Origin of the sequence: Erythrobacter sp. CCH5-A1, assembly GCF_001557115.1 — a bacterium.
In the GTDB taxonomy this organism is placed as follows: domain Bacteria; phylum Pseudomonadota; class Alphaproteobacteria; order Sphingomonadales; family Sphingomonadaceae; genus Erythrobacter.
Map to the genome: position 1 here is coordinate 1 of NZ_LSKQ01000115.1, position 22,096 is coordinate 22,096.

Genomic DNA, 22,096 nt, shown 5'->3' on the forward strand with positions numbered 1-22,096 from the left:
CGCCTGTCTAGCCGCTTGCCCTTGCCCCTCCCCTTCCCTATCTGCGCAGCCAATCTTCCAGACCCGTTACGAGGACCCTCCGATGGCCGCCCAATACGCCTATGTCATGAAGGGCATGACCAAGACCTTCCCCGGTGCGCCCAAGCCGGTGCTGAACAATATCAACCTCCAGTTCTACCAGGGCGCGAAGATCGGCATCGTCGGGCCCAACGGCGCTGGCAAGTCGACGCTCATCAAGATCATGGCCGGGATCGACAAGGACTTCACCGGCGAGGCGTGGCCGGGCGAGAATATCACCGTGGGCTATCTGGAACAGGAGCCCGAGCTCGATCCGACCAAGACCGTGCTCGAGAACGTGCGCGAGGGCGCGAAGGAAACCGCCGATCTGGTCGCCCGCTTCAACGAAGTGTCAGCACTGATGTGCGAGCCCGATGCCGATTTCGATGCGCTCGGCGCGGAGATGGGCGAGCTGCAGGACAAGATCGACGCGGTCGATGGCTGGACGCTCGACAACCAGCTCGAAGTCGCGATGGAAGCCCTGCGCTGCCCGCCGAGCGACTGGCCGGTCAAGGACCTCTCGGGCGGCGAGAAGCGCCGCGTGGCTTTGACCCGCCTCCTCATCCAGAAGCCGTCGATCCTGTTGCTCGACGAGCCGACCAACCACCTGGACGCGGAAAGCGTGAAGTGGCTGGAAAACCACCTCAAGGACTATGCCGGCGCGGTGCTGATGATCACCCACGACCGCTATTTCCTCGACAACGTGGTCGAATGGATCCTCGAACTCGATCGCGGCTCCTACTACCCCTATGAGGGCAACTATTCGACCTACCTCGAAAAGAAGGCCAAGCGCCTCGAACAGGAAAGCCGCGAGGAAAGCGGCAAGCAGAAGGCGCTGCAGCGCGAACTCGAGTGGATCCGCCAGACCCCGGCCGCGCGCCAGACCAAGTCCAAGGCGCGTATCCGCAAGTTCGAGGAACTCCAAAACAGCCAGGACAGCCGCCAGGTCGGCAAGGCGCAGATCGTCATCCAGGTGCCCGAGCGCCTCGGCGGCAAGGTGATCGAGGCCAAGGGCATCACCAAGGCTTACGGCGACAAGCTGTTGTTCGAAAACCTCAGCTTCATGCTGCCCCCGGGTGGGATCGTGGGCGTGATCGGGCCGAACGGCGCGGGCAAATCGACTTTGTTCAAGATCCTCACCGGCAAGGAACAGCCCGACAGCGGCACGATCGAGATCGGCTCCACGGTGCGCCTCGGCTATGTCGACCAGAGCCGCGACCACCTCGATCCGAAGAAGAACGTCTGGGAGGAAATCTCCGACGGGCTCGATTACATGAAGGTCAACGGGCAGGACATGTCGACCCGCGCCTATGTCGGCGCGTTCAACTTCAAGGGCGCGGACCAGCAGAAGAACGTCGGCAAGCTTTCAGGCGGGGAACGCAACCGCGTGCACATGGCCAAGATGCTGAAGCAGGGCGGCAACGTGCTGCTGCTGGACGAGCCGACCAACGACCTCGACGTAGAAACGCTCGCCGCGCTGGAAGACGCGATCGAGAACTTCGCGGGCTGCGCCGTGGTCATCAGCCACGACCGCTTCTTCCTCGACCGCCTCGCCACCCACATCCTCGCCTTCGAGGGCAACAGCCATGTCGAATGGTTCGAAGGCAACTTCGAAGCCTACGAGGAAGACAAGCGCCGCCGCCTGGGCGATGCGGCCGACCGCCCGACGCGGGTGGCCTACAAGAAATTGACGCGCTGAGACACCGGCTGCGCGGGGAGCAGGCTCAGCCGAGCTTGACCTTCCCGCGCATCAGGTTCTCGCTGAACATCATCAAATCAAGCGTCGCGTATTTGCGGGCCTCGTCCGAGATATCGGTGCGGGTGGCGAATTCGCGCAGCTTCTCGCGCTGCATGGCGACAAGGCCATCGTGATAGCCGTTTGCGGCTTCGGGATTGTAGAGCACTACTCCGAAGCGCGCTTCATCGAGCACCTTGCGCAGCGGATCCTCGGGGCTCATCGTGGCGAGCCTTGCCACCGTGACCGGGCTCTTGGGCAGCGCAAGAATATTGCCCATCATGTGCGGCTTCAGCCCGATCCGTTCGAGCATGGGGCCGATCGCGGGATCGTCCCACAGGCACGGTGCGAAGATGAACCCGCTGTGGAAATCGAGATCGAGGCCGAGCGCCTGCGAAAGCATCGCGATCGCCGCGTCCGCGCCGTCACTCCCGCCGGGCTGCGGCGCACGCGGCTGCGGTGCGAAACGCTGCGGCGGGTGCTGAACCTTCTTGCGACCAAACATCATGGCACCTTTCTGATGCGCTGGAACCGGTGCATCGACCTACGCCAAAACAATGGAGACACCGTAAACTTGTGCAAGGCATCGGCGTGCCCGGAAGTTGCGAGTTACGGAAACTTGCCAAATTCGTCTCTGCGCCGAAGCCTCTGCTTTACGCGTCCTTAATCAGCCTTACGTCATTCTGCCTAAGAACAAGGCAGGTCGCAAAAAGGGTAACGGGGCGTGATGACGGGGATCGTAGTGCCACTCGAAGTGGCCGCCATGCTGTGCGCGGGATGTGCTGCGGCAGGCTTCTGGGGAAGCCGGGTCCGCGCGCACCGCCGCCTCGATCCGCGGAGCGACGCCGCACCCGGCCCGCTGGCTGCCCTCCATAAGCCCGATATTTTCGCGAAGGCGGTCGATCTTGCCACACGCCGCAACGCGATGCGCGCCCGCTCGCAGGCGGTGCTGCAAGGACGTATCGATCAGCTCGACGCGCCCGGCGCGGTCTGGAACGGTGACACCCACGCCGAGGTCCGCGAGCATGTTGCCGCAGTCATGCGCGCTGGCCTGCGCCGAGGGGACCGCTTGGCGCACGGCGACGGCAATGCCTTCACCATCACGCTGACCGGCGCCGATGAGCGGGCCGCAGTGCGCATTGCCGACCGCCTGCGCCGCCGGCTCGCTCAGCTTCGCCTGCCGCAGCTGGGCGGCGATGCGGCGGTGACGGCAAGTTTCGGCGTTGCCGCCGAGCGCTTCGGCGATGGCGACGATGCGATTGCAACACGTGCCCGCCGCGCGCTCGACGCTGCCGTCGCCTCCGGCACCGACCATGTTGTGCCGGCCAGCGAGATCGAGGAGATCATGCTCCTGCCCGCCCCGGCGCCCTCGCCCTCGGCCGATAGCAGCACCGCAGCCTCGGCGGCCTGAGCCGCCTCGCGCACAGAACGTCTCAGGGCGAGACCCAGCGCCCTTCCCACAGTGCGGCCCCACCAGACTGCGCGCGCGAAAACTGCGCGCGCACGTGCCCGGTATGGGCGAGATAAAGCCAGTCGAGCGCGGTCAGCGTGATCTTCAGCACCGCGAAGTTTTCGCGCGCGGGGACGAGCTGCGCCTCGTCGGGCTCTACCCCCTCGAATTCCGGCGGCAGGCCCGAGGTCGGCCCGTCCGAGCCCGCCCCCGGCCCCTCGCCGAGATAACAGCGCCGCGCGAAGTTGGTGCTGGCGTTCCATGCGGCATCGACCTCGGCGCCTGCGCGGAGGATCTCGCCCGTCCCCCGGGCGCGAATCTGGATCTTGGCACCCTTGTCGTAGAACAGCACGCCGATGCGCGGATCGCCCGCGACAGTCGCGGCCTTGGGCGCGCGCGCATCGGTGTGGAGCCGCAGCGTCCAGGCAGCAGCATCGAAAGCCCGCAGAACCATGACCCGTGCATCGACATCGGACGTCACGATGACCGGCGTGTGCAGGGGCGACTTGCGATCCCGGGGCGCGCGAATCAGGCGGTCACGGCAATCGGCGAGGCAGGCATCGAGGGTGTCGAACATGGCGCGAGCGCCTTTGGCTGCCGAACCGTCCGGGTCAAGTGGCAAGGACAATGTTCAGCCACACTGCATTTTTTCTGAACATCGCCGAACCGGTTCATCGCTGCGACAGTCTGCCGGGTCTAAGCCGCCTTCATCACGATAAGCCTGTGGTGGGCTGGCGATACTGGAGGCACTTGCCAATGATGACCTTCCTTGCCCGAGGTGGATCGCTCGCCGCACTGGCGGCCGCGCTCGCCCTCACCCTGCCCGCCGCACCAGCCACCGCCCAGAACCTCACGCTCGAGCGTGACGAGCCGGGCGGAACGCCGATGCGTGTCGCTCCCCCTCCCCGCGCCGAACGTGCTCCGCGCCCCGAGCGGGCAGCGGCGCCGCGCGCCGAGGCGCCGAGGCCCGAGCGCGCCGCGCCGCGCTTCGAACAGCCCCAGGCACAGCCGCGTCCCGAGCGCCCCGCACCGCGCGGCTTCGGCGGCGAAGTTGCGGGCCGGGCCCGTGCGGCACAGCAACAGCAGCAGCAGGCGCAGCGGGACCAGCGCGCCGATCGCATTGACCGGCGCAGCGAGCAGCGTGCAGACCGCGTCGACCAGCGCTTCGATCAGCGCGCAACCCGCGTCGAACAGCGCGGCGATGCCGAGGCGCGGCGGCTCGAATGGCGCGGCCGTGACCGCGCCGCCGACCGGGTCGACACGCGCACCGATATCCGCGCGGGCCGCATCGAGGACCGCGGCGATGTCCGCGCCGATCGCATCGAGCGCCGCGGTGACGCCCGTGCCGACCGTGTCGACGGGCGGGGCGCCGGCTGGCAGGGCGGCCCGCGGGATGCGCGTCAGAGCGACGGCCGCGTCGGCGACGTCCGCGCCCGCGGTGGCCGTGACGGCCGCTTCGAAGGCCGGGGCGACGGCGGGTTCTCGGGCCAGGTCGGCGACATCGCCCGCGATGCGCGCCGTGCCGACCAGCGCGGCGACTGGCGCCGCGATGATGACCGTCGGGGCGACTGGCGCGGTGACCGTGACCGGCGAGACGGCTGGCGCGGCGACCGCCGGGGCTGGCGTCAGGACGACTGGCGCTGGGGCTGGAACGGCCGGCCGGGCTGGGACCGCCGCGATTTCCGCCGCTGGGACAACCGCTGGCGCGACAATCGCCGCTACGACTGGTACGATTTCCGCCGTGGCAATCGCTTTCTGTTCCGTCCGGGCCCCTACTACGCCCCGTTCCGCAGCCACCGTTACAGCCGCCTGAGCATCGGCTTTTACCTCGACAGCCTGTTCTTCCAGCCGCGCTTCTTCATCAACGACCCGTGGGCCTATCACCTCCCGCCGGTTTACGGGCCTTATCAATGGGTCCGGTATTATGACGATGTCGTGCTGGTCGATATCTACACCGGCGAGGTCGTAGACGTGATCCACGACTTCTTCTGGTAGGTCTTCGCCAGAAAAGGGACGGCCCCGTCGGAGCGATCCGGCGGGGCTTTCTCTTTGATCGCCCCTCGGCGCGACCCACCGGGAAGCGCCCCGGAACGCAGCGTCGCGCCCTTCCGCAATTGGACACACTGCCGGGGCGGCTTGCACGGCCCCGCGCCCGGTTGCTAGGCTTGGCCCGCGATGACCGCGACCACGCCCGCCACCGCTCCCGATCAGAACGCCCTCGCGCGGCTCGGCGCAGCGGTCCGCTCGCGGCTCGCAGACGTGCCCGGGATCTACCGCGTGCCCGACGAGCGGATCGAGCTCTATGCCATCGGCGGGTTCCTGTCGGGCGAGGAGTGCGGGCGCCTAACCGCCATGATCGACGCGGTGGCCAAGCCCTCGGCGCTTCACGAGCTCGACTATGCCAGCGGCTATCGCACCTCCTTCTCGAGCGATCTCGACCCCCACGATCCTTTCGTCGTCGGCATTTCGGCGCGGATCGATGCAGTGCTGGGCGTGCCCGGCTCCTTCGGCGAGCCGGTGCAGGGCCAGCGCTATCTGCCGGGACAGGAATTCAAGCCGCACAACGACTGGTTCTACACCTCCGAGGCCTACTGGCCGCAGGAACAGCAGCGCGGCGGGCAGCGGAGCTGGACCACCATGGCCTACCTCAACGCAGTCGAAGCGGGCGGCGCCACCGCCTTCACCCTCCTCGGCATCGAAATCGCTCCCACCCCGGGCGTGCTCCTCTTGTGGAACAATGCCCTGCCCGACGGCCGCCCGAACGAGGCGACGCTCCATGCCGGAGCTCCCGTGGAGGCGGGGGCGAAATACATCATCACCAAGTGGTACCGCACCCGCCGCTGGCGCTGAGCGTCATGCCTTGGCGAGCGCCTCCGCGATCAGCGCGCGGGTGGGCGCGATGCCGTAAAGTGCGATGAAGCTGCCCATGCGCGGGCCCTGTTCGCTGCCGAGCAGGGTTTCGTAGAGCGCCTTGAACCAGTCGCGCAGGGATTCGAAGCCGAACTCCTCGACCTTCCCGATCTCGTAGACGATGGTCTGCAAGTCCTCCGCGCTGGTCGCCAGGTCGGCCATTTCGAGCGCCGCATCGAGCGCCTTCAACGCCGCAACCTCGCCGCCGACCGGCGCACGCTTCTCCAGCGTCGGCGCGACGAAATCGCGGTTGTAGGCGAGCGCCCGGCCCACCAGCGCATCCAATGCCGGGTGCGCCTCGGGCGTGGCATCCTCGACATAATTGCCGAGATAGGACCACACCGCCTCGCGCGTCGCGCCCGCGCCGAGCACGCCCACCAGATTGAGCAGCAGGCTGAAAGGCACCGGCAGGCTCTCGCCCTGCCCCGGCGCGTCGGCGCCCGCGAGGCGCTGATTGGCGCGCAGCAGGTGCCACACCGGATTGCCGAGCCGCTTGTCCACATCCTGCCCCGGAATCGCGGCGCGGAACTGCCAGTAATCGTCGACCGCCTTGGGGATCACGCCGGCGTGCAGCTGCTTGGCGCTCTTGGGATTGGCGAAGATGTAGAAGCCGAGGCTCTCGGGGCTGCCATATTGCAGCCACTCCTCGATCGAGAGGCCATTGCCCTTGGACTTGGAAATCTTCTCGCCCTTGGCATCGAGGAACAGCTCGTAGATCAACCCCTCGGGCTTGTTGCCGCCGAGCACGCGGGCGATCTTGCCCGACTGGATGCCGGAATCGGTCAGGTCCTTGCCGTACATCTCGTAATCGACGCCAAGCGCCACCCAGCGCATCGCCCAATCGACCTTCCACTGGCACTTGGCCATGCCGCCCAGCGCCGATTGTTCGACCGTGCTGCCGTCCTCGTCGGTGAAGCGGATGATCCCGGCGGCGGCATCGACCACCTCGATCGGCACCTGCAACACCGCGCCCGTGGTGGGGCTGACCGGCATCACGGGGGAGTAGGTCTTGCGCCGCTCTTCGCCGAGGGTTGGCAGCATGATGTCCATGATCGCGCCGAAATTGGTCAGCACCCCGCGCAGGGCATCATCGAACCGGCCGCCATTGTAGCAATCCGAGGAGCTGACGAATTCGTACTCGAACCCGAACCGGTCGAGGAAGTCGCGCAGCATCGCGTTGTTGTGCGCGGCGAAGCTTTCGAACTTTTCGAACGGATCGGGGATGCGCGACAGGGGCCTCCCAAGATTGGCCTCGAGCAGCGCCTTGTTCGGCACGTTGTCGGGCACCTTGCGAAGGCCGTCCATGTCGTCGCTGAACGCGACCAGCCGGGTCGGCTGACCGGTCAGCGTCTCGTAGGCGCGCCGCACGAGGCTCGTGCGCAGCACTTCCTGAAAGGTGCCGATATGCGGCAGGCCCGAGGGGCCGTAGCCGGTCTCGAACAGCACGCCGCCGGGCTTGCCTTGCGGCAGCCGCTTGGCCAGGCGCTGCGCCTCCTGGAAGGGCCAGGCCTTGGAGTTGGTCGCTGCGGCGATGAGGGCATCTTGGGTGATTGTCATAGCGGGGCGGCTATTACGGGGCTCGGGGCGGCTTGCAAGCACAATGGCGCGCGCAAAGCGGACAAAGCGGACACCGTGTCCGCTTTGCACGATGCGATATTGTTCAAGTCGATCATGGGCTTGCACTCGATTTGCGAAGCGGACGGACACGGGTGGCGGGGCTTCGTATCTGTCCGTGCCGCTGACATCTTTGCGCTTTCTACCGCTTGCGGAGCCTGTAGGACAGATGCGCGGGGCAAAGGCGCAGCAGGCGGCGTTTACATGGCCGCCACCCTCGCCCATCTAGCGACAAGTGACCCTCCCCGATCCGCTCCCCCTTCCGGCACTCCACGCCAGCCACGGCGGCCACTGGCTGCGCAGCGGCAGCGGCGGGACGCAGGCCGTGTCCAAGGGCGATGCGATCATGGCCGCCGCCGATACCCCGGTGCTGCTGCTCAACGCGCCGCTGGTGGCGAGCCGGCTGGGCTATCCCGACCTTTCGGGATTGGACTTGCTCGAGGCCTTCGCCTTCATCCACCCGGCGCGCTTCTGCGTGCCGACCCCTCGCGGCCTCGCCGAGGCGCTGGGCCTGCCCGTGCCCGAGGATGACGCAGCAGTGCCCGAACTGCTCCAGCGCGCGGCCGGCGCCTTGGTGGCGGCGTGCCAGGACCCCGAGTGGTTCGAGCGCGAAGGCGCGTGGAGCGCGGTGCAATCCTTGGAGCGCCTGCGCTGGCCGTGGGCGCAGGTCTTGCGGCCCCACATCGCCAAGCCCGAGCGCGCCGAGCGCTGGCTCTTCGCCAAGCTCCCCGAATGGGAGGAGACCGGCGAGCGCCCCGCCCCGCGGCAGGTCGAACTCTCGGCAGAGGCGGTGCAGGCGCAGCTCGCCCGCCTCACCGGAGAAGGTGCCGAACAGCGCGAGGGCCAGCGCGCCTATGCGGCTGACGTGTCGCGCATCTTCGCGCCCCGTTCCGCTCCCGGCAGGCCGCATCTGGCGCTGGCGCAGGCGGGGACGGGGATCGGCAAGACGCTTGGCTATCTCGCCCCCGCCTCGCTCTGGGCGGGGCTCAGTGGCGGCACCGTCTGGGTCTCGACCTTCACCAAGAACCTGCAACGCCAGCTGCGCGCCGAAAGCCGCCGGGCGTGGCCGGTGAAGCGCCCCGACGGCACCCCGCCGGTGGTGGTGCGCAAGGGGCGGGAGAATTACCTCTGCCTGCTCAACCTCGAGGACGCGCTGCAAGGCGGCTTTGCGGGCCGCCCCGCGATCCTTGCGCAGCTGGTCGCGCGGTGGGGGGCCTATACCCGCGACGGCGACATGATCGGGGGCGATCTGCCGGGCTGGCTCGGGACGCTGTTCCGCAAGAGGGGCATCGCCGCCCTCACCGATCAGCGCGGCGAGTGCATCTATGCCGGCTGCCCGCACTACCGGAAGTGCTTCATCGAGAGGGCGGCGCGGGACTCGGCGCAGGCCGATCTGGTGATCGCCAACCATGCCCTCGTTATGGTCAACGCCGCCCGCGCCCGCGATCCGAACCAGCGCCCGACACGGCTGATCTTCGACGAGGGTCACCATGTCTTCGACGCCGCGGATTCGACCTTCGCTGCGACGCTCTCGGGTCAGGAGACGATCGAACTCAGGCGCTGGATCATCGGGCCGGAGAAGGAATCGCGCGGTCGCCGCCGCGGACTCTCGGCGCGGCTTGCGGACATCGCCAGCTATGACGATGCCGGGGCCGAGGCGATCACGGCCGCGTGCAAGGCGGGGCAGCTGCTCCCCTCGGACGGGTGGCTCCAACGCCTTGCCGAGAACAGCCCCTTCGGCCCCCTCGAAGCCCTGCTCGCCGCCGTTCGCACCGCCACCTATGCCCGCGACGAGAGCGGCGGGCAGGAAGCGGGCTACGGGATCGAGACCGAAGCGGCGGGGCTGCCGGGCGAGGTGATCGAGGCGGCGGGGCGCGCTGCGGAGGCCCTCGCCAGCATCCGCGTGCCGCTGATCCGGCTCGGCGGGCGGCTCGAGGCGATTCTTGCCGAACCGCCGGACTGGCTCGATGCGCAAGGCCGCGCGCGCATTGAAGGCGCGCGCTTTGCGCTTGCGTGGCGGATCGACCTGCTTGCGGCGTGGGAAGCCCTGCTCGACCGGCTGGGCGGGCCTGCCGACCCCGAGTTCGTCGACTGGCTCGCGGTCGACCGCTCCGACGCGCGCGAGTTCGACGTGGCGATTCACCGCCGCTGGCTCGATCCGATGAAGCCCTTTGCCCGCGTCGTGCTCGAACCCGCGCACGGCGTGCTGCTGACCAGCGCGACCCTGACCGACCGCACCGAGGACGACGACAGGTGGGCCTCCGCCATCGCCCGCTCGGGCGCGGCCCATGTCGAGGTCGCCCCGCTGCTTTCGGCGGCGGAGAGCCCTTTTGACTACGCCGCCCGCGCGGAGGTGCTGATCGTCACCGACATCGCCAAGGGCGACCTCCCCGCCCTCGCCGGCGCTTACGCGCGGATCATCGAGGCATCGGGCGGCGGCGTGCTCGGGCTGTTCACCGCGATCCGGCGGCTGCGCGCGGTGCATGGCCGCATCGCCGACCGCCTCGCGCGCGCAGGGCTCCCGGTCTATGCCCAGCATGTCGACCCGATCGACACCGGCACCCTTGTCGACATCTTTCGCGATGACCCGCGCGCCAGCCTGATCGGCACCGATGCCCTGCGCGACGGGGTGGACGTGCCCGGCCACTCCCTCAGGTGCGTGGTGATGGAACAGGTCCCCTGGCCGCGCCCGGACATCCTCCACAAGGCGCGCAGGCTCGCAGGCGGCGGCAGCGCCTATGACGACCGGATCATCCGCGCGCGGCTGGCGCAGGCCTTCGGTCGGCTGATCCGTTCGAAGGACGATGCCGGCCACTTCATCGTCCTCTCCCCCGCTTTCCCCTCGCGCCTGCTCAGCGCTTTTCCCAAAGGCACCCCCGTGCTGCGTGTCACGCTCGATGAGGCTTTACAACGCGTGCGCGCTGGTGTTCTGGACGTGGTGAGCGAGCCAGCGGGAGAGACCTTTCAGCCATGAAGATTCTCGGCCTTCTGCGCCATGCCAAGTCCGACTGGGACGACACCAACCAGCGCGATTTCGACCGCGGGCTGAACGCGCGGGGGCGCAAGGGCGCGGCCCTGATCGGCAAGCATATCCGCGAACACGGGGTGAAGTGGGACCGGCTGATCGCCAGCCCCGCGGTGCGCGTGAAGCTGACGCTGGAGGGCGCCCTGCCGGAGATGCCGGTGATCTGGGACCAGCGCCTCTACCTCGCCAGCTTCGACACCATCGTCGAGACGATCGAGGCCCACGCGGGCACGGGGGACGAGGAGGCCAAGGCGATCCTCATTTCCGGGCATAATCCGGGCCTGCAGGACGTGCTGCTCGAACTCGTCGCGCCGGGCAAGGAGAACGCCCTGTTCAAGGAGGCCGTGGTGAAATTCCCGACCGCCGCCTACGCCGTGCTCGAATGCGACATCCAGCACTGGAGTGAGCTCAAGCGCTACTGCGCCGAGCTGGTGCATTTCGCCCGGCCCCGCGATCTCGATCCGGAACTGGGGCCGGAAGCCTAGGCCACTATTCCCCCCTCCCGCGAGGGGAGGGGGAGACGCCACCTCAGTTCACCGCCACCACGTTATCGTCCGCATCGCGGTCGATGTAGAAGTTGTAGGGATCGACCCCGGCGAAGGCGGGCTTCTTTGCGGTGACGATCTCCACCACCTGGCTGCCGCCCTTCACCGGCTTGCGGCTCATCGCCAGCACCGCCTGCCTGTCAAAGGCACCCGTGCCCGGACGCGCGGTGAAGGCGCCGATTTCGATGCTCTCGGCGAGCCTGGCGGGGGTCTCCACGCCCTTGCCGTCGGCGTAGAACTTGCCCGCTTCCACGGTGATCCGCGTCACCCACTTGCCGTCGGCGCGCTTCGTGCTGGTCGCCGCCTTGGCCTTGAGGTCATAGATCGTGATTTTCTCGAACAGGTCGGTGATCAGCGCCTGATCCTCGGGCGTCTTGGCCTCCTTGCGCAGCTCGGCAATCAGATCGAGGCTGCGCGGATAGGGCGCGCCCTTGAAGCGGTACTTCGCCACCAGCCGCGACAGCGCGCGGTTGACCGCATCCTCACCGATCCGATGCTGGAGCAGGTACATGACCAGCGAACCCTTGCGGTAGTGGATGTGCTGCTGGTTTTCGACCCGGTACAGCGGCTGTTCGGGCAGGGGATCGCCCTTGCGCCCGCCCAGATAGCGGTCGAGCTCGAACTTCAGGAAGCGGCGGATCTTGTCCTCGCCATAGAGCTGCTTCATCACCATCAGCGCCGAATATTGTGCCAGCGTTTCCGACAGCAGCGTCTGGCCCTGCAGGTCCGCGCCGACGATCTGGTGCGCCCAGTACTGGTGCCCCAGCTCGTGCGCGGTGACGTAGGAGACGTAGTCGATCGTTTCCGGATCGCGCACGTCGGCGGCAAAGCCGATGCTCTCGGAATAGGGCATGGTGCCCGCAAAGGCCTGCGCGAAGCTCTGGTAGCCCGGAAACTCGATGATCCGGGCATAGCCGAACTGGTAGGGCCCGAAATTGCGCTGGTAGTAGCCGAGCGCAGTCTTCAGCGCCTTCTGCATCGCGGGCACGTTCCAGGCGTGCTTGGGGTCATAGTAGACGCTCAGCAGCACCGGCCCCTCCTGCTGCTCGGCCACGGCATAGCGCGCCGATTGCACCGAGAAGAAGTTGAGGATCGGCGCTGGCGACTGGAACACCGCGATGCGGCGGCCACCCTTGACCACGTCGGAAATCTTGTTGCCCGGCGCGATCGGGGTCTGGTCGGCGGCGGTCGACAGGGTGATCTTCGAATTGACCCAGTCGGCGCCGATATAGTTCCTCACCTGCGCGCGGGTGTCTTCGAGCTTGGCCATGCGCAGCTCGGCCGGCAGCCCCTGGCGGCGGCGCGCGGTGCGGTCCTGCAACAGCCCATTGCGGTCCATCCCGACAATCGGCGCGAAGGTGTAGTTGTTCACGAAGGTGCCGTTGTCGACGATGTCGGTTGCCGCCCCGCTGTTGGCAAAGCCGCGCCGCCAGATATTGCTCGCGAAATCGAGCCGCGTGGTGGCCCCCGGCGCGAGCGGCGTGGCAAAGCGGTAGATGCGATAGGAATGCCGCTCGTCGAAGCTGGCGAGCTTGGCGCCGGCGATGTCGAGACGGGTGAACGTCGCGTTCTCGTCACCCTGACGGATGTGCAGCTCGGTGATCGGCACCCCGCTGTCGTTGCGCAGCAGGTAGTGGCCGGTCGCCTTCAACCGCTTGGCGGCCGGATCGATGTCGATGGCGAATTCGACATCGGTCACCACGGGGCGCGGCAGGCTCGCATATTTGAGATATTTGCGCTCCAATTCGGCGGTGCGGGCCTCGGCCTCGTCCGAGGTCTCGAAGCGATTGAGCTCCTTGATGTTGTGGTGGATGACCAGCCCCGAGCCGACCATTCCGGCAATCGCGGCCAGCGCGATCCCGCCCGAGGCGAGGCTCGCGCGCCGGGCTACGCCCTTCAGGCGCGGCACCACGGCAACCACCGTGCCGCGCGGCCAGGCCCAGTGCGCGAAGACCAGCATCACGACGCCGAAGCAGGCCCAGTAGAACCGCGCGATCGCCGCGCCGACCCAGAAGCCCCCGGCACCGTTCATGTCGGAGAGCGGCTCGGACGGGGTGCCGCTGTAGCTGTAGAGGATGTTGGTGTAGCCGAGGTTCGACATGAAGATGCGCACCAGGAACCACACGAGGAACAGGCCCCAGCCGACATATTTGTTGGGGCTCAGCACCTGGAAGAACACCGCGAGGATCGCGATCATCAACAGGTCGATGCTCTGCGGGAGCACGTAGGCGGTGAGGTAGAGGCCGAGGTCGAGGCTGCCGCTGCCCTTGGCGAGCTGGTAGAGCACGCCGGTCAGCATCCCCGCAAGCGCCATCGCCAGCAGCACGGTGAAAATCGCGAGGATCTTGGGCACGAACATCGCCCAAGCAGGGACGGGGGTGGCGTCGATGATCTCGGCCATCTTCACGTCGCGCTCGCGCCACACCAGCTCGCCGCCGTAGAACACCGCGATGATGATGCTGAACAGCGTCATCGAGCCGACCACCGTGCCGATGATATTGGCGGTGAGCGGGTAGGAGGGGGTGCCGTAGAGCGTCTCGGACAGCGCGAGATTGACCATCGTGAAGCCGATGGCGAGCGGCAGCAGCACGAGGAAGCCAGGGCTGCGCGTGACCATCCGCACTTCGGCCTTGAGCCGCGCCCAGAAGGTGGCGAAGGCATGGCCGGTGCCGAAGGAGCGGGCGGCTGCCAGCGGATTATAGGCTTCGCGCTGGGGAACAGGGTCCTGACCCGGGATCGCGGCAGGCTTGATCAAGGGCACCTGCGGGCCGACCGGTGCGGCGTCGGCAATGGCCGCCTGCTTTGCCAGCCGCCGCAGCCGCCAGCGCGAGGGCGCGCGCTCGGTCATGCTGAAGCGAAGCCACGCCACGCCGAAGAACAGCGCCGAGAGCGCCAGCACGAAGACGCGGTTGAACAGCAGGTTGCCCTCAAGCGGAATCGCCTTGCTGTTCATGTCGGCGGCGGTCCAATATCGCGAGACCTCGGAGATCGCGCCGGTGCCGAGCGGCTCGTAGCGCGCGACCGGGTCCTGAAAACTCGGATCATTGCCGAGCAGCAGCGGCACGGTGAGATAGCCCATCACCAGCACCACGACGCCGATATAGCTCGCCAGCATCGAACGGGTGAAGGTCGCGAGCGCGAACAGGAGCGCGGAGGACAGGATGAGGTTGGGAATGGCGATGACGAGGAAGGGCCAGGCGTAGGTCGCAAAGGTGTTGGGGCCGACCGTCTCGGGATCGACCCATGGCATCGCCGCGCCCAGCGCAATCCCGGCCGGAACCGCAATGTAGCCGAGGATCGCGATGGCCAGCCCGCCGAGGAAGCGCCCGCCGAGGAAGCTGGTGCGCCCCACCGGGGTCGCGCGGATCATTGGGCCGAAGCCGGTCACATCGTCGCGCACCACGGCGTTGGCGACGAAGGCGGTGATGACGAAGAGGTAGAAGGTCGTGAACACCGCGGTCGCGAGCGTCACCGTGAAGGGCGAATTCTCGTTGACCACGCCGGGCGAGCCGAAGCTCACATTGTCGCTGGCCGAAAGGCCGAAGCCCAGAAGGAAGAAGATCGCGATCGAGACCCAGAACACCGGATTGCGCAGCTGGTAACGGATCTCGAACGCGGCGAGGCGTGCGGTGAGCATCTGTCCGGCCCTCCCTTACTTGGCGAGGACGGTAGCGACGGGCGCGCGGCGAGTTTCGGCGAGGGTCGCGAAATAGACATCCTCGAGCCCGCCGCTGACCGGGCCGAACCCTTCGGGCTGGCTGTCGGCAAGCACGTGGACGACGATGTCGCCGGCAAAGAAGCGGTGCGAGATGACCTCGTATTGCGCCTGCATCTCGGAAAGCTGGGTGTGGTGCACGGTCTTCTGCCACACGCGGCCCTTGGTCGAGGCGATCAGGTCGTGCGGCGCGCCTTCCAGACGCAGCTTGCCGCCTGCCAGCACCGCCATGCGCGGGCACAGGTCGGCGACGTCGTCGACGATGTGGGTCGAGAGGATCACCACCACGTTCTCGCCGATGCCCGCAAGGAGGTTGAGGAAGCGGTTGCGCTCTTCGGGGTCGAGCCCGGCGGTGGGTTCGTCGACGATGATCAACTCGGGCTGGCCGATCAGCGCCTGGGCGATACCGAAGCGCTGGCGCATCCCACCCGAAAAGCCCGCGATCGCCTTGCCGCGCACGTTCCACAGGTTGGTCTGGTTGAGCAGGTGCTCGACCATCGCCTTGCGCTCGCCCTTGCTGCTGACGCCCTTGAGCACCGCCATGTGATCGAGCATCGCCGCGGCCGAAATGCGCGGATAGACGCCGAAATCCTGCGGCAGGTAGCCGAGCGTGCGGCGCAGCCGGTCGGGCTCGGCCAGCACGTCGATATCGCCGAAGCGGATGCTGCCCTGCGTTGGGGCCTGCAGCGTCGCGATGGTGCGCATCAGGGTCGACTTGCCCGCGCCGTTGGGGCCGAGCAGTCCGAACATCCCCTTGGGGATCGAGAGCGTGACGTCGTCCAATGCCTTGGTGCCATTGGGATAGGTGTGGCTGACGCCGCTGAGTTCGAGCATGATTGGCAGACCCCTGTAGTTCAATCCTTTGCACACTAGCCGAAGCGGGCCAGCGATAAAGCCGCGTTGGTGGAGGCCAGCGGACGATTGATCGAGGGCAATGCCGTTCGTCGATGCAGGTGAACGGTTTGGCGCAAGGGTGGGCGTCAGGCAAGCAGCTTGCGCGCGCCCGGGCCCTCTTCCGCCAGCTTGTCCTGCGGGTTCCATATCGCGCAATGTTCAAGGCTGAGGCACCCGCAGCCGATGCAGCCGTCGAGCCGGTGCCGGGTGCGGGTGAGTTCGGCGATCCGCTCGTCGAGCCGGGCGCGGATCGCGGTGCTGATCGCCTCCCAGTCCTTCACCGTCGGCGTCCGCCCGCTGGGGAGCGTGGCGAGCGCGGCCTCGATCTCGGTCAGCGAGAGGCCGAGCTTCTGGGCGATGAGGATGAAGGCAAGGCGGCGGATGTCCGAACGCAGGAACCGCCGCTGCCCGCCATTGGTGCGCACTGGCTCGATCAGGCGATGGTCCTCGTAGAACCGGATCGCCGAGACGCTGAGCCCCGTGCGGCGCGCGACTTCGCCGATGGTGAGCAGGTCGGAAGCGAGCAGGCGGCGCAGGGCGGCAGGCATGGCGGTTGTGTCCGGAAATTCAAAGCTTGACCTCAAGTTAGGTTGAGGTTGCACAAGAGGCAAGCGAATCGTTCGCCGCGCCTGCCCTGCCGACGCGTCCACCTAAGGCCGAGGAGCCCGCCATGCCCAGAGGACATCTTGAACATATCAACATAACCGTCTCCGATATCGAGCGGAGTGCCGCCCTTCTGGAGCAATTGTGCGGCTGGCGGATACGCTGGCGCGGCCCCTCGATGCTGGGCGGAGAGACAATCCATGTCGGCGACGAGACCGATTACATCGCGGTCTACACCAAGGGCGCCGCCCTCCCAGGCCGCCATGCCAAGGGCCTGCCGCTCAACCATGTGGGGCTGGTGGTCGATGATCTCGACGCAGCCGAAGCGGTGGTGAAAGCCGCGGGGCTCGAGCCCTTCAACCACGCCGATTACGAACCCGGCCGCCGGTTCTACTTCTTCGACTGGGACGGGATCGAGTTCGAGATGGTGAGCTACGCCTAGCGCGGATGCCCGTCAGTCGAGGTTGAAGGTCTTGGTGACGACCACCCATTCGTCGTGCACCTGACGACCGGTCTCGTCTTGAAGCCGGATGCGCATCCCGCTGCGGCCCTTGAGTGCGGCCTCGCCGAAGCCGTAGCCCTGCGGCTCCTCGCCGATCAGGCGGCAATCCTTCACCCGGTCGCGGCGGGTGACGAAGCAGTAGAGCCAGGCCGTGCCCTCGACCCGCTTCTCGCGTGCGGCGCGCGGGTAGAGCAGGTGATCGCGCGAGAAATCCATGCCCGGCGCCCAGGTGGCGGTGAGGATCCGCCGCTGGCCGCGCCCAGCCCCGTTGCCGCCGGTGCCCGACCCGCTACCGCCCGTGCCGGTCCCTACGGCTGCGCCCTCGCCCGCACCGGCGCCCGCCCCGCCGCCGCCGCCACTCCCGGCGACGACGCTCACCCCTTCGGGCGACGCCGCCGCGAGGCCTTGCGCGACGACCACGACGCCGCCTGCCTCGCCCCCCGGCCGGGCGGATGGCACGGGCGCCGCTTCGTCTTCGGCAGGCGCTACGACCGGATCGGCGGTGGCGGTGGACGCAGTGTCCGACTGCGCCCGTGGTGCCTCGCGCCGGGGTGATGGTTCGTCCGGAGCGGACTGGCGCGCATCGGCCGGGCGCGCATCCGCGCCTCCGGACGCGCCCGCCGGGGCGAGCCCGAACACCGCCAGCGCCTCGGGGGCTGCCTCCCGCACGGCAGGCGAGACCAACAGGAGAAGGCTGAATAGCGAAAAGGTCGCTCCCGCCGCCAGGGCCAGCGCCGTTGCGTCGCACGGCATCCTGGGGGACGAAAAAGGGACCGGGTCAATCCGTTCGCCTGGACGGTGCGCCGTCACTGTAATGCCGGTTCCTGCAATCCTCGCCTAACGCATCCGATTATGCCGGATCGAAGCTTACACGTTGATTAACAACAATATTTGCAAGTCTCGCGAGGTATGGGCGGGCATCACAGCAACAGGCGATCTCCGGTGGTGCCGCGCGCCCACGGATCGCCGGTGCGCGCGATCGCGAGCGGCCCCGTCCACCCCCGGCACAGGGCGAAGGCATCTTCGGGCGGGCCGCCCAGCCAACGCGTCTGATCCTCGGAGCCGAGCAGCACCGGCATGCGGTCATGCACCTGCGCCGCATCGGTGCCATCGCTGTCGGTCATCACCATCGAATAGCAGTCGCCCCATTCGTCGGACGGCCGCCACAGGCCCGCCACAGCGAAGATCGGGGTATCGGGGAGCGATAGCCACGTGCGCGTCATCCGGCCCTTCGGCCCCTCGGCCTCGCCCCAGGCCTCGAGCGGGATCAGGCAGCGGCGGTGTTCGAAAGCGTGACGCCAGAAACCGGTCGCCAGCTTGTCGGTGCGCGCATTGTTGACCGGCTTGGGTTTCAGGGGCTGACCCTGCTTGCCTTTCAGGACCAGCGGGAAGCCCCAGGTCATAGGCCGGACCGCTCCCTCGGCCACGACAAGGCCGGTGTAGCCCGGATAGACCTCCGCCGCAAAATTCGCCCCGCCCGTGCCTTCCACCGCATCGAACCACGCCGCGACCTCGCTCGCGTTCTTCGTCATGCGGTAGAGGTTGCACATGGCTCAGGCGTTCCCGACCACGAAGCACGCCGCCGCCATCAGCGCCCCCGCCCAGCGGTTCGACCGGAAGCGGGCGAGCGGGTTCGTGGGATCGTCGGCGTCGAGGCTCGCCACCTGCCACGCCAAATGCACCGCCACCGGCAGCAGCGCGAGGAGCGCGAGCGGGTCGGCGCGGTAGAGCCAGAAGGCCAGCGCCCACAGACCGATGGCAGCGGCATAGAAGGCAGCGATGCCGCCCCGCACCGCCGTCCCCATCGCCAGCGCCGAGGAGCGGATGCCGACCATCGCGTCATCCTCGCGGTCCTGCAGGGCATAGATCGTGTCGTAGCCGATCACCCAGCAGATGCACCCGGCATAGAGCGCCGCGAGCACGTCCCAGTTGTCCCACCTGAGCTCGGTCCAGCCGACCAGCGCGCCCCAGGTGAACACCATCCCCAGCCACGCCTGCGGCCACCAGGTGATGCGCTTCATGAAGGGATAGGCCGCGACCAGCGCCAAGCTGCCGAGCGCCACAAGCTGCGCCTGCCACCTGAGTTGCAGCAGCACCACCAGGCCGACGAGACACAGCGCCAGCAGCCAGCCCCACGCGGCTTTCTTCGACACCCGCCCGCTCGCCACCGGCCGCAAGGCGGTGCGCGCGACCTGCCGGTCGAGATCGGCGTCGACGATGTCGTTATAGACGCACCCCGCCCCGCGCATCGCGATGCTCCCTAGCAGCAGCCAGCCGAGCAGGGCGAGCTGCCAGCCCGCGCCCGCCAGCCAAACGGCGAAGACGCAGGGCCAGAACAACAGCCACCACCCGATCGGCCGGTCGAACCGCGCCAGCAGCGCCAGATCGCGCGGTAGCTGCGGCAGGCGGGCGACAAGGCCGTGATGCTCGCTGTCGGGGACGATCGTTTCGCTCATCGCTTGCGCTGTAGCGGCCATCGCGCCTAGGGCCAAGCCATGCCCGCCACCCCCGCCTGGCCCCCGAAAAGCGCGCCGCGCCTGTTCGTCGCCGAGACTCTTGCGGCGGGCGTGTCGGTGCGGATCGAGGGCAATCCGGCGCATTATCTCGCGCGGGTGATGCGCGTGGCTGCTGGCGACATCGTGATCCTGTGCGACGACGTGACCGGCGAATGGGCCGCGCGCGTGGTCGATGCGGGCAAGCGCGATGTGGTGCTGGAGGTCGCCGAGATGCTCCGTCCGCGCGAGGCCGTGCCCGATCTGTGGCTGTGCCCTGCCCTCCTCAAGAAGGACCGCTTCGATCTGATCCTCGAGAAGGCGACCGAACTCGGCGCCGCGCGCATCCAGCCGCTCGTCACCCGCCGCTGCGTCGCCGACAAGCTCAACTTGGAGCGCGCCCGCACGATCACCACCGAGGCCGCCGAGCAATGCGCCCGCACCGCGCTGCCGCAACTGGCCGAGCCGGTGAAGCTCGACGCGCTACTGGCCGATTGGCCGGAGGGCCGCGCCCTGTTCTTCGCCGACGAGAACGGGGGCGAGCCCGCTGCTGCCGCCTTCGCGCAGCATCAAGGCCCCGCCGCGATCCTCACCGGCCCCGAAGGCGGCTTCGACGAGGCCGAGCGCGCCGCGATCCGCGCCCACCCGGCCGCGCGCCCCATCACCCTGGGCCCGCGCATCCTCAGGGGCGAGACCGCTGCCATCGCCGCCCTCGCCCTGTGGATGGGCACCGCCGGCGACTGGTGACAGCGCAGCGGCTCGACGGATTTTGCAAGACAAACCGGCTTCCCATGCGCAAAGGCGAATTTGCCTTCCCAGCGGCAAATCAGTTTTATAAAGCAACCGGCCAGAGAGGGCCTGCCATGAGCACACGCGAAGCTTCCACTGCCGACGATCCGGTGATCGAAAGCCTCGACCAGCTGATCGCCCCCATGATCGGCGGCGAGAAGCCGCCCGAGCGCTGGCGGATCGGCACCGAGCACGAGAAGCTGGTGTTCAAGACCTCCGACCACCGCGCGCCCTCGTACGATGAGCCTTGCGGCATCCGCGACCTGTTGAAGGGCCTCGAGAAATTCGGCTGGAGCCCGATCGAAGAGGGTGGCCACGTCATTGCCCTGAAGGGCGAGGACGGGGCGGTCAGCCTCGAGCCCGCGGGCCAGCTCGAGCTGTCGGGCGCGCCGCTCGAAAACCTCCACCAGACCTGCGCGGAAACCGGCCGGCATCTGGCGCAGGTCAAGGAAGTGGGCGAGCGCTGCGGCATCGGCTACCTCGGCCTCGGCATGTGGCCCGACAAGACCCGCGAAGCGCTGCCGATCATGCCCAAGGGCCGCTACGCCATCATGCTGCGGCACATGCCGCGCGTGGGCAGCATGGGCCTCGACATGATGCTGCGCACCTGCACCATTCAGGTGAACCTCGACTACCAGTCCGAAGCCGACATGGTGAAGAAATTCCGCACCAGCCTTGCCCTGCAACCGCTGGCGACCGCGCTCTTCGCCAATTCGCCCTTCACCGAGGGCAAGCCCAACGGGTTCCTCTCCTACCGCTCGCACATCTGGTCCGACACCGATCCGGCGCGGACGGGCATGCTGCCCTTCGTCTTCGAGGACGGCTTCGGCTATCAACGCTGGGCCGAATACATGCTCGACGTGCCGATGTATTTCGTCTTCCGCGACGGGAAATATATCGACGCGGCGGGGCTCTCCTTCCGCGATTTCCTCGAGGGCAAGCTATCGGTCTTGCCCGGCGAGCGGCCGACGCAGAGCGACTGGTGGGACCACCTCTCGACCGCCTTCCCCGAGGTGCGCCTGAAATCCTTCCTCGAGATGCGCGGCGCGGACGGCGGCCCGTGGAGCCGCATCTGCGCGCTCCCCGCCTTCTGGGTCGGGCTGCTCTACGATCAGGGCGCGCTCGATGCGGCGTGGGATCTGGTCAAGGGCTGGTCGATGGAAGAGCGCGAGCGGCTGCGCAACGAAGTCCCGCGCCTCGCGCTCGCCACCCGCGCGCCCGATGGCGGCACTCTGCAGGATTTGGGGCGCGAGGTTTTGAAGATCGCGCATGCGGGCCTGAAGGCGCGTGCGCGGCTCAATGCGGCAGGCGACAACGAGACCGGCTATCTCGAAACGCTCGATGAAATCGTCGCCAGCGGGAAGGTTCCGGCGCAGCGGCTGCTCGACGCCTACCACGGCGAATGGAACGGGGACATCACCCGCGTTTACGAACAACAATTCTAAGCAGGGGAGAGGAACATGCTGATCGTACTGGCCAAGGCCCAGGTGGGTGAAGGCGCGCTTGCGCCCGCGATGGCCGCCATCGCCGACATGGTCGCCGCCTCCAATGCCGAGGAAGGCTGCATCGCCTATGCCTTCACGCAGGACCTGCTCGAGCCCGGCCTCATCCACATCGTCGAGAAGTGGCAGGACCAGGCCGCCCTCGCCGCGCACTTCGCCACCCCGCACATGGCCGCCTTCGGCGCGGCCATCGCCGGGCTCGATTTCAAGGTGATCGAGGCGCTGAAGTTCGAGGCCGACGATGGTTCGCCGGTGATGTGAAC

19 protein-coding genes are annotated in these 22,096 nt (G+C 67.8%); 10 read left to right on the forward strand and 9 right to left on the reverse strand.

What is annotated here, in order from left to right:
• The first annotated feature begins 82 nt into the window (after nucleotides 1-82).
• Entirely contained in the window at nucleotides 83-1,756 is a 1,674-nt protein-coding gene (ettA, locus tag AX708_RS05830; RefSeq protein ID WP_066532408.1) for an energy-dependent translational throttle protein EttA, read from the forward strand.
• A gap of 25 nt (nucleotides 1,757-1,781) precedes the next feature.
• Here the strand turns inward: ettA and AX708_RS05835 are convergent, their stop codons facing one another.
• The gene (locus AX708_RS05835) at nucleotides 1,782-2,300 is read right to left on the reverse strand and encodes a hypothetical protein (RefSeq protein WP_066532406.1); all 519 of its coding nucleotides are present in this window, start codon (nucleotides 2,298-2,300) and stop codon (nucleotides 1,782-1,784) included.
• Between the two features lie 219 nt (nucleotides 2,301-2,519).
• Here AX708_RS05835 and AX708_RS05840 point away from each other — a divergent pair, with 219 nt between their 5' ends.
• Entirely contained in the window at nucleotides 2,520-3,203 is a 684-nt protein-coding gene (locus tag AX708_RS05840; RefSeq protein WP_067489666.1) for a diguanylate cyclase domain-containing protein, read from the forward strand.
• 22 nt (nucleotides 3,204-3,225) lie between these two features.
• Here AX708_RS05840 and AX708_RS05845 read toward each other — a convergent pair whose 3' ends face one another.
• Nucleotides 3,226-3,819, reverse strand: a complete 594-nt coding sequence (locus tag AX708_RS05845; protein ID WP_066532402.1) for a pyridoxamine 5'-phosphate oxidase family protein — start codon at nucleotides 3,817-3,819, stop codon at nucleotides 3,226-3,228.
• 179 nt (nucleotides 3,820-3,998) lie between these two features.
• On the opposite strand from AX708_RS05845, the gene AX708_RS19765 reads away from it, so the two are divergent.
• Nucleotides 3,999-5,237 carry an RcnB family protein gene (locus AX708_RS19765; protein WP_197426261.1) on the forward strand — a complete coding sequence of 413 codons (1,239 nt, stop codon included), beginning with the start codon at nucleotides 3,999-4,001 and terminating at the stop codon, nucleotides 5,235-5,237.
• 180 nt (nucleotides 5,238-5,417) lie between these two features.
• Nucleotides 5,418-6,092: a 2OG-Fe(II) oxygenase gene (locus AX708_RS05855; protein WP_066532401.1), complete on the forward strand. Its 675-nt coding sequence runs from the start codon at nucleotides 5,418-5,420 to the stop codon at nucleotides 6,090-6,092.
• Between the two features lie 3 nt (nucleotides 6,093-6,095).
• Here AX708_RS05855 and AX708_RS05860 read toward each other — a convergent pair whose 3' ends face one another.
• Nucleotides 6,096-7,709: a lysine--tRNA ligase gene (locus tag AX708_RS05860; RefSeq protein ID WP_197426260.1), complete on the reverse strand. Its 1,614-nt coding sequence runs from the start codon at nucleotides 7,707-7,709 to the stop codon at nucleotides 6,096-6,098.
• A gap of 403 nt (nucleotides 7,710-8,112) precedes the next feature.
• Here AX708_RS05860 and AX708_RS05865 point away from each other — a divergent pair, with 403 nt between their 5' ends.
• Nucleotides 8,113-10,740 (forward strand): ATP-dependent DNA helicase, encoded by a 2,628-nt coding sequence (locus AX708_RS05865; protein ID WP_233999615.1) that lies wholly within the window; start codon nucleotides 8,113-8,115, stop codon nucleotides 10,738-10,740.
• The gene (locus AX708_RS05870) at nucleotides 10,737-11,276 is read left to right on the forward strand and encodes a histidine phosphatase family protein (protein ID WP_066532396.1); all 540 of its coding nucleotides are present in this window, start codon (nucleotides 10,737-10,739) and stop codon (nucleotides 11,274-11,276) included. Before AX708_RS05865 ends, AX708_RS05870 begins: the two co-directional genes overlap by 4 nt.
• A gap of 43 nt (nucleotides 11,277-11,319) precedes the next feature.
• Here the strand turns inward: AX708_RS05870 and AX708_RS05875 are convergent, their stop codons facing one another.
• From AX708_RS05875 to soxR, 3 genes are all read right to left on the reverse strand, one after another.
• A complete protein-coding gene (locus AX708_RS05875) occupies nucleotides 11,320-14,973 on the reverse strand; it encodes a M1 family aminopeptidase (RefSeq protein ID WP_066532392.1) in 3,654 nt (1,217 codons plus the stop codon).
• A 15-nt stretch (nucleotides 14,974-14,988) separates the two neighbouring features.
• Nucleotides 14,989-15,885: an ABC transporter ATP-binding protein gene (locus AX708_RS05880; protein WP_066532391.1), complete on the reverse strand. Its 897-nt coding sequence runs from the start codon at nucleotides 15,883-15,885 to the stop codon at nucleotides 14,989-14,991.
• Between the two features lie 146 nt (nucleotides 15,886-16,031).
• Nucleotides 16,032-16,493, reverse strand: coding sequence for a redox-sensitive transcriptional activator SoxR (soxR, locus tag AX708_RS05885; RefSeq protein WP_066532388.1), 462 nt, complete (start codon nucleotides 16,491-16,493; stop codon nucleotides 16,032-16,034).
• Between the two features lie 122 nt (nucleotides 16,494-16,615).
• Here soxR and AX708_RS05890 point away from each other — a divergent pair, with 122 nt between their 5' ends.
• Nucleotides 16,616-16,990, forward strand: coding sequence for a VOC family protein (locus AX708_RS05890; protein WP_066532384.1), 375 nt, complete (start codon nucleotides 16,616-16,618; stop codon nucleotides 16,988-16,990).
• 12 nt (nucleotides 16,991-17,002) lie between these two features.
• On the opposite strand, the gene AX708_RS05895 is transcribed toward AX708_RS05890, so the two are convergent.
• The 3 genes from AX708_RS05895 to ubiA form a co-directional block, all read right to left on the reverse strand.
• A complete protein-coding gene (locus AX708_RS05895) occupies nucleotides 17,003-17,719 on the reverse strand; it encodes an energy transducer TonB (protein WP_156443497.1) in 717 nt (238 codons plus the stop codon).
• A 251-nt stretch (nucleotides 17,720-17,970) separates the two neighbouring features.
• The gene (locus AX708_RS05900) at nucleotides 17,971-18,600 is read right to left on the reverse strand and encodes an SOS response-associated peptidase (protein WP_066532380.1); all 630 of its coding nucleotides are present in this window, start codon (nucleotides 18,598-18,600) and stop codon (nucleotides 17,971-17,973) included.
• A 3-nt stretch (nucleotides 18,601-18,603) separates the two neighbouring features.
• Nucleotides 18,604-19,506 carry a 4-hydroxybenzoate octaprenyltransferase gene (gene ubiA, locus AX708_RS05905; RefSeq protein ID WP_066532379.1) on the reverse strand — a complete coding sequence of 301 codons (903 nt, stop codon included), beginning with the start codon at nucleotides 19,504-19,506 and terminating at the stop codon, nucleotides 18,604-18,606.
• A gap of 39 nt (nucleotides 19,507-19,545) precedes the next feature.
• On the opposite strand from ubiA, the gene AX708_RS05910 reads away from it, so the two are divergent.
• From AX708_RS05910 to AX708_RS05920, 3 genes are all read left to right on the forward strand, one after another.
• Nucleotides 19,546-20,289: a 16S rRNA (uracil(1498)-N(3))-methyltransferase gene (locus AX708_RS05910; protein ID WP_066532378.1), complete on the forward strand. Its 744-nt coding sequence runs from the start codon at nucleotides 19,546-19,548 to the stop codon at nucleotides 20,287-20,289.
• Nucleotides 20,290-20,405: 116 nt separating this feature from the next.
• Nucleotides 20,406-21,776 carry a glutamate--cysteine ligase gene (locus AX708_RS05915; RefSeq protein WP_066532377.1) on the forward strand — a complete coding sequence of 457 codons (1,371 nt, stop codon included), beginning with the start codon at nucleotides 20,406-20,408 and terminating at the stop codon, nucleotides 21,774-21,776.
• Nucleotides 21,777-21,791: 15 nt separating this feature from the next.
• Complete coding sequence (locus AX708_RS05920) at nucleotides 21,792-22,094, forward strand: putative quinol monooxygenase (RefSeq protein ID WP_066532376.1); 303 nt, start codon at nucleotides 21,792-21,794, stop codon at nucleotides 22,092-22,094.
• Nucleotides 22,095-22,096: the final 2 nt, after the last annotated feature.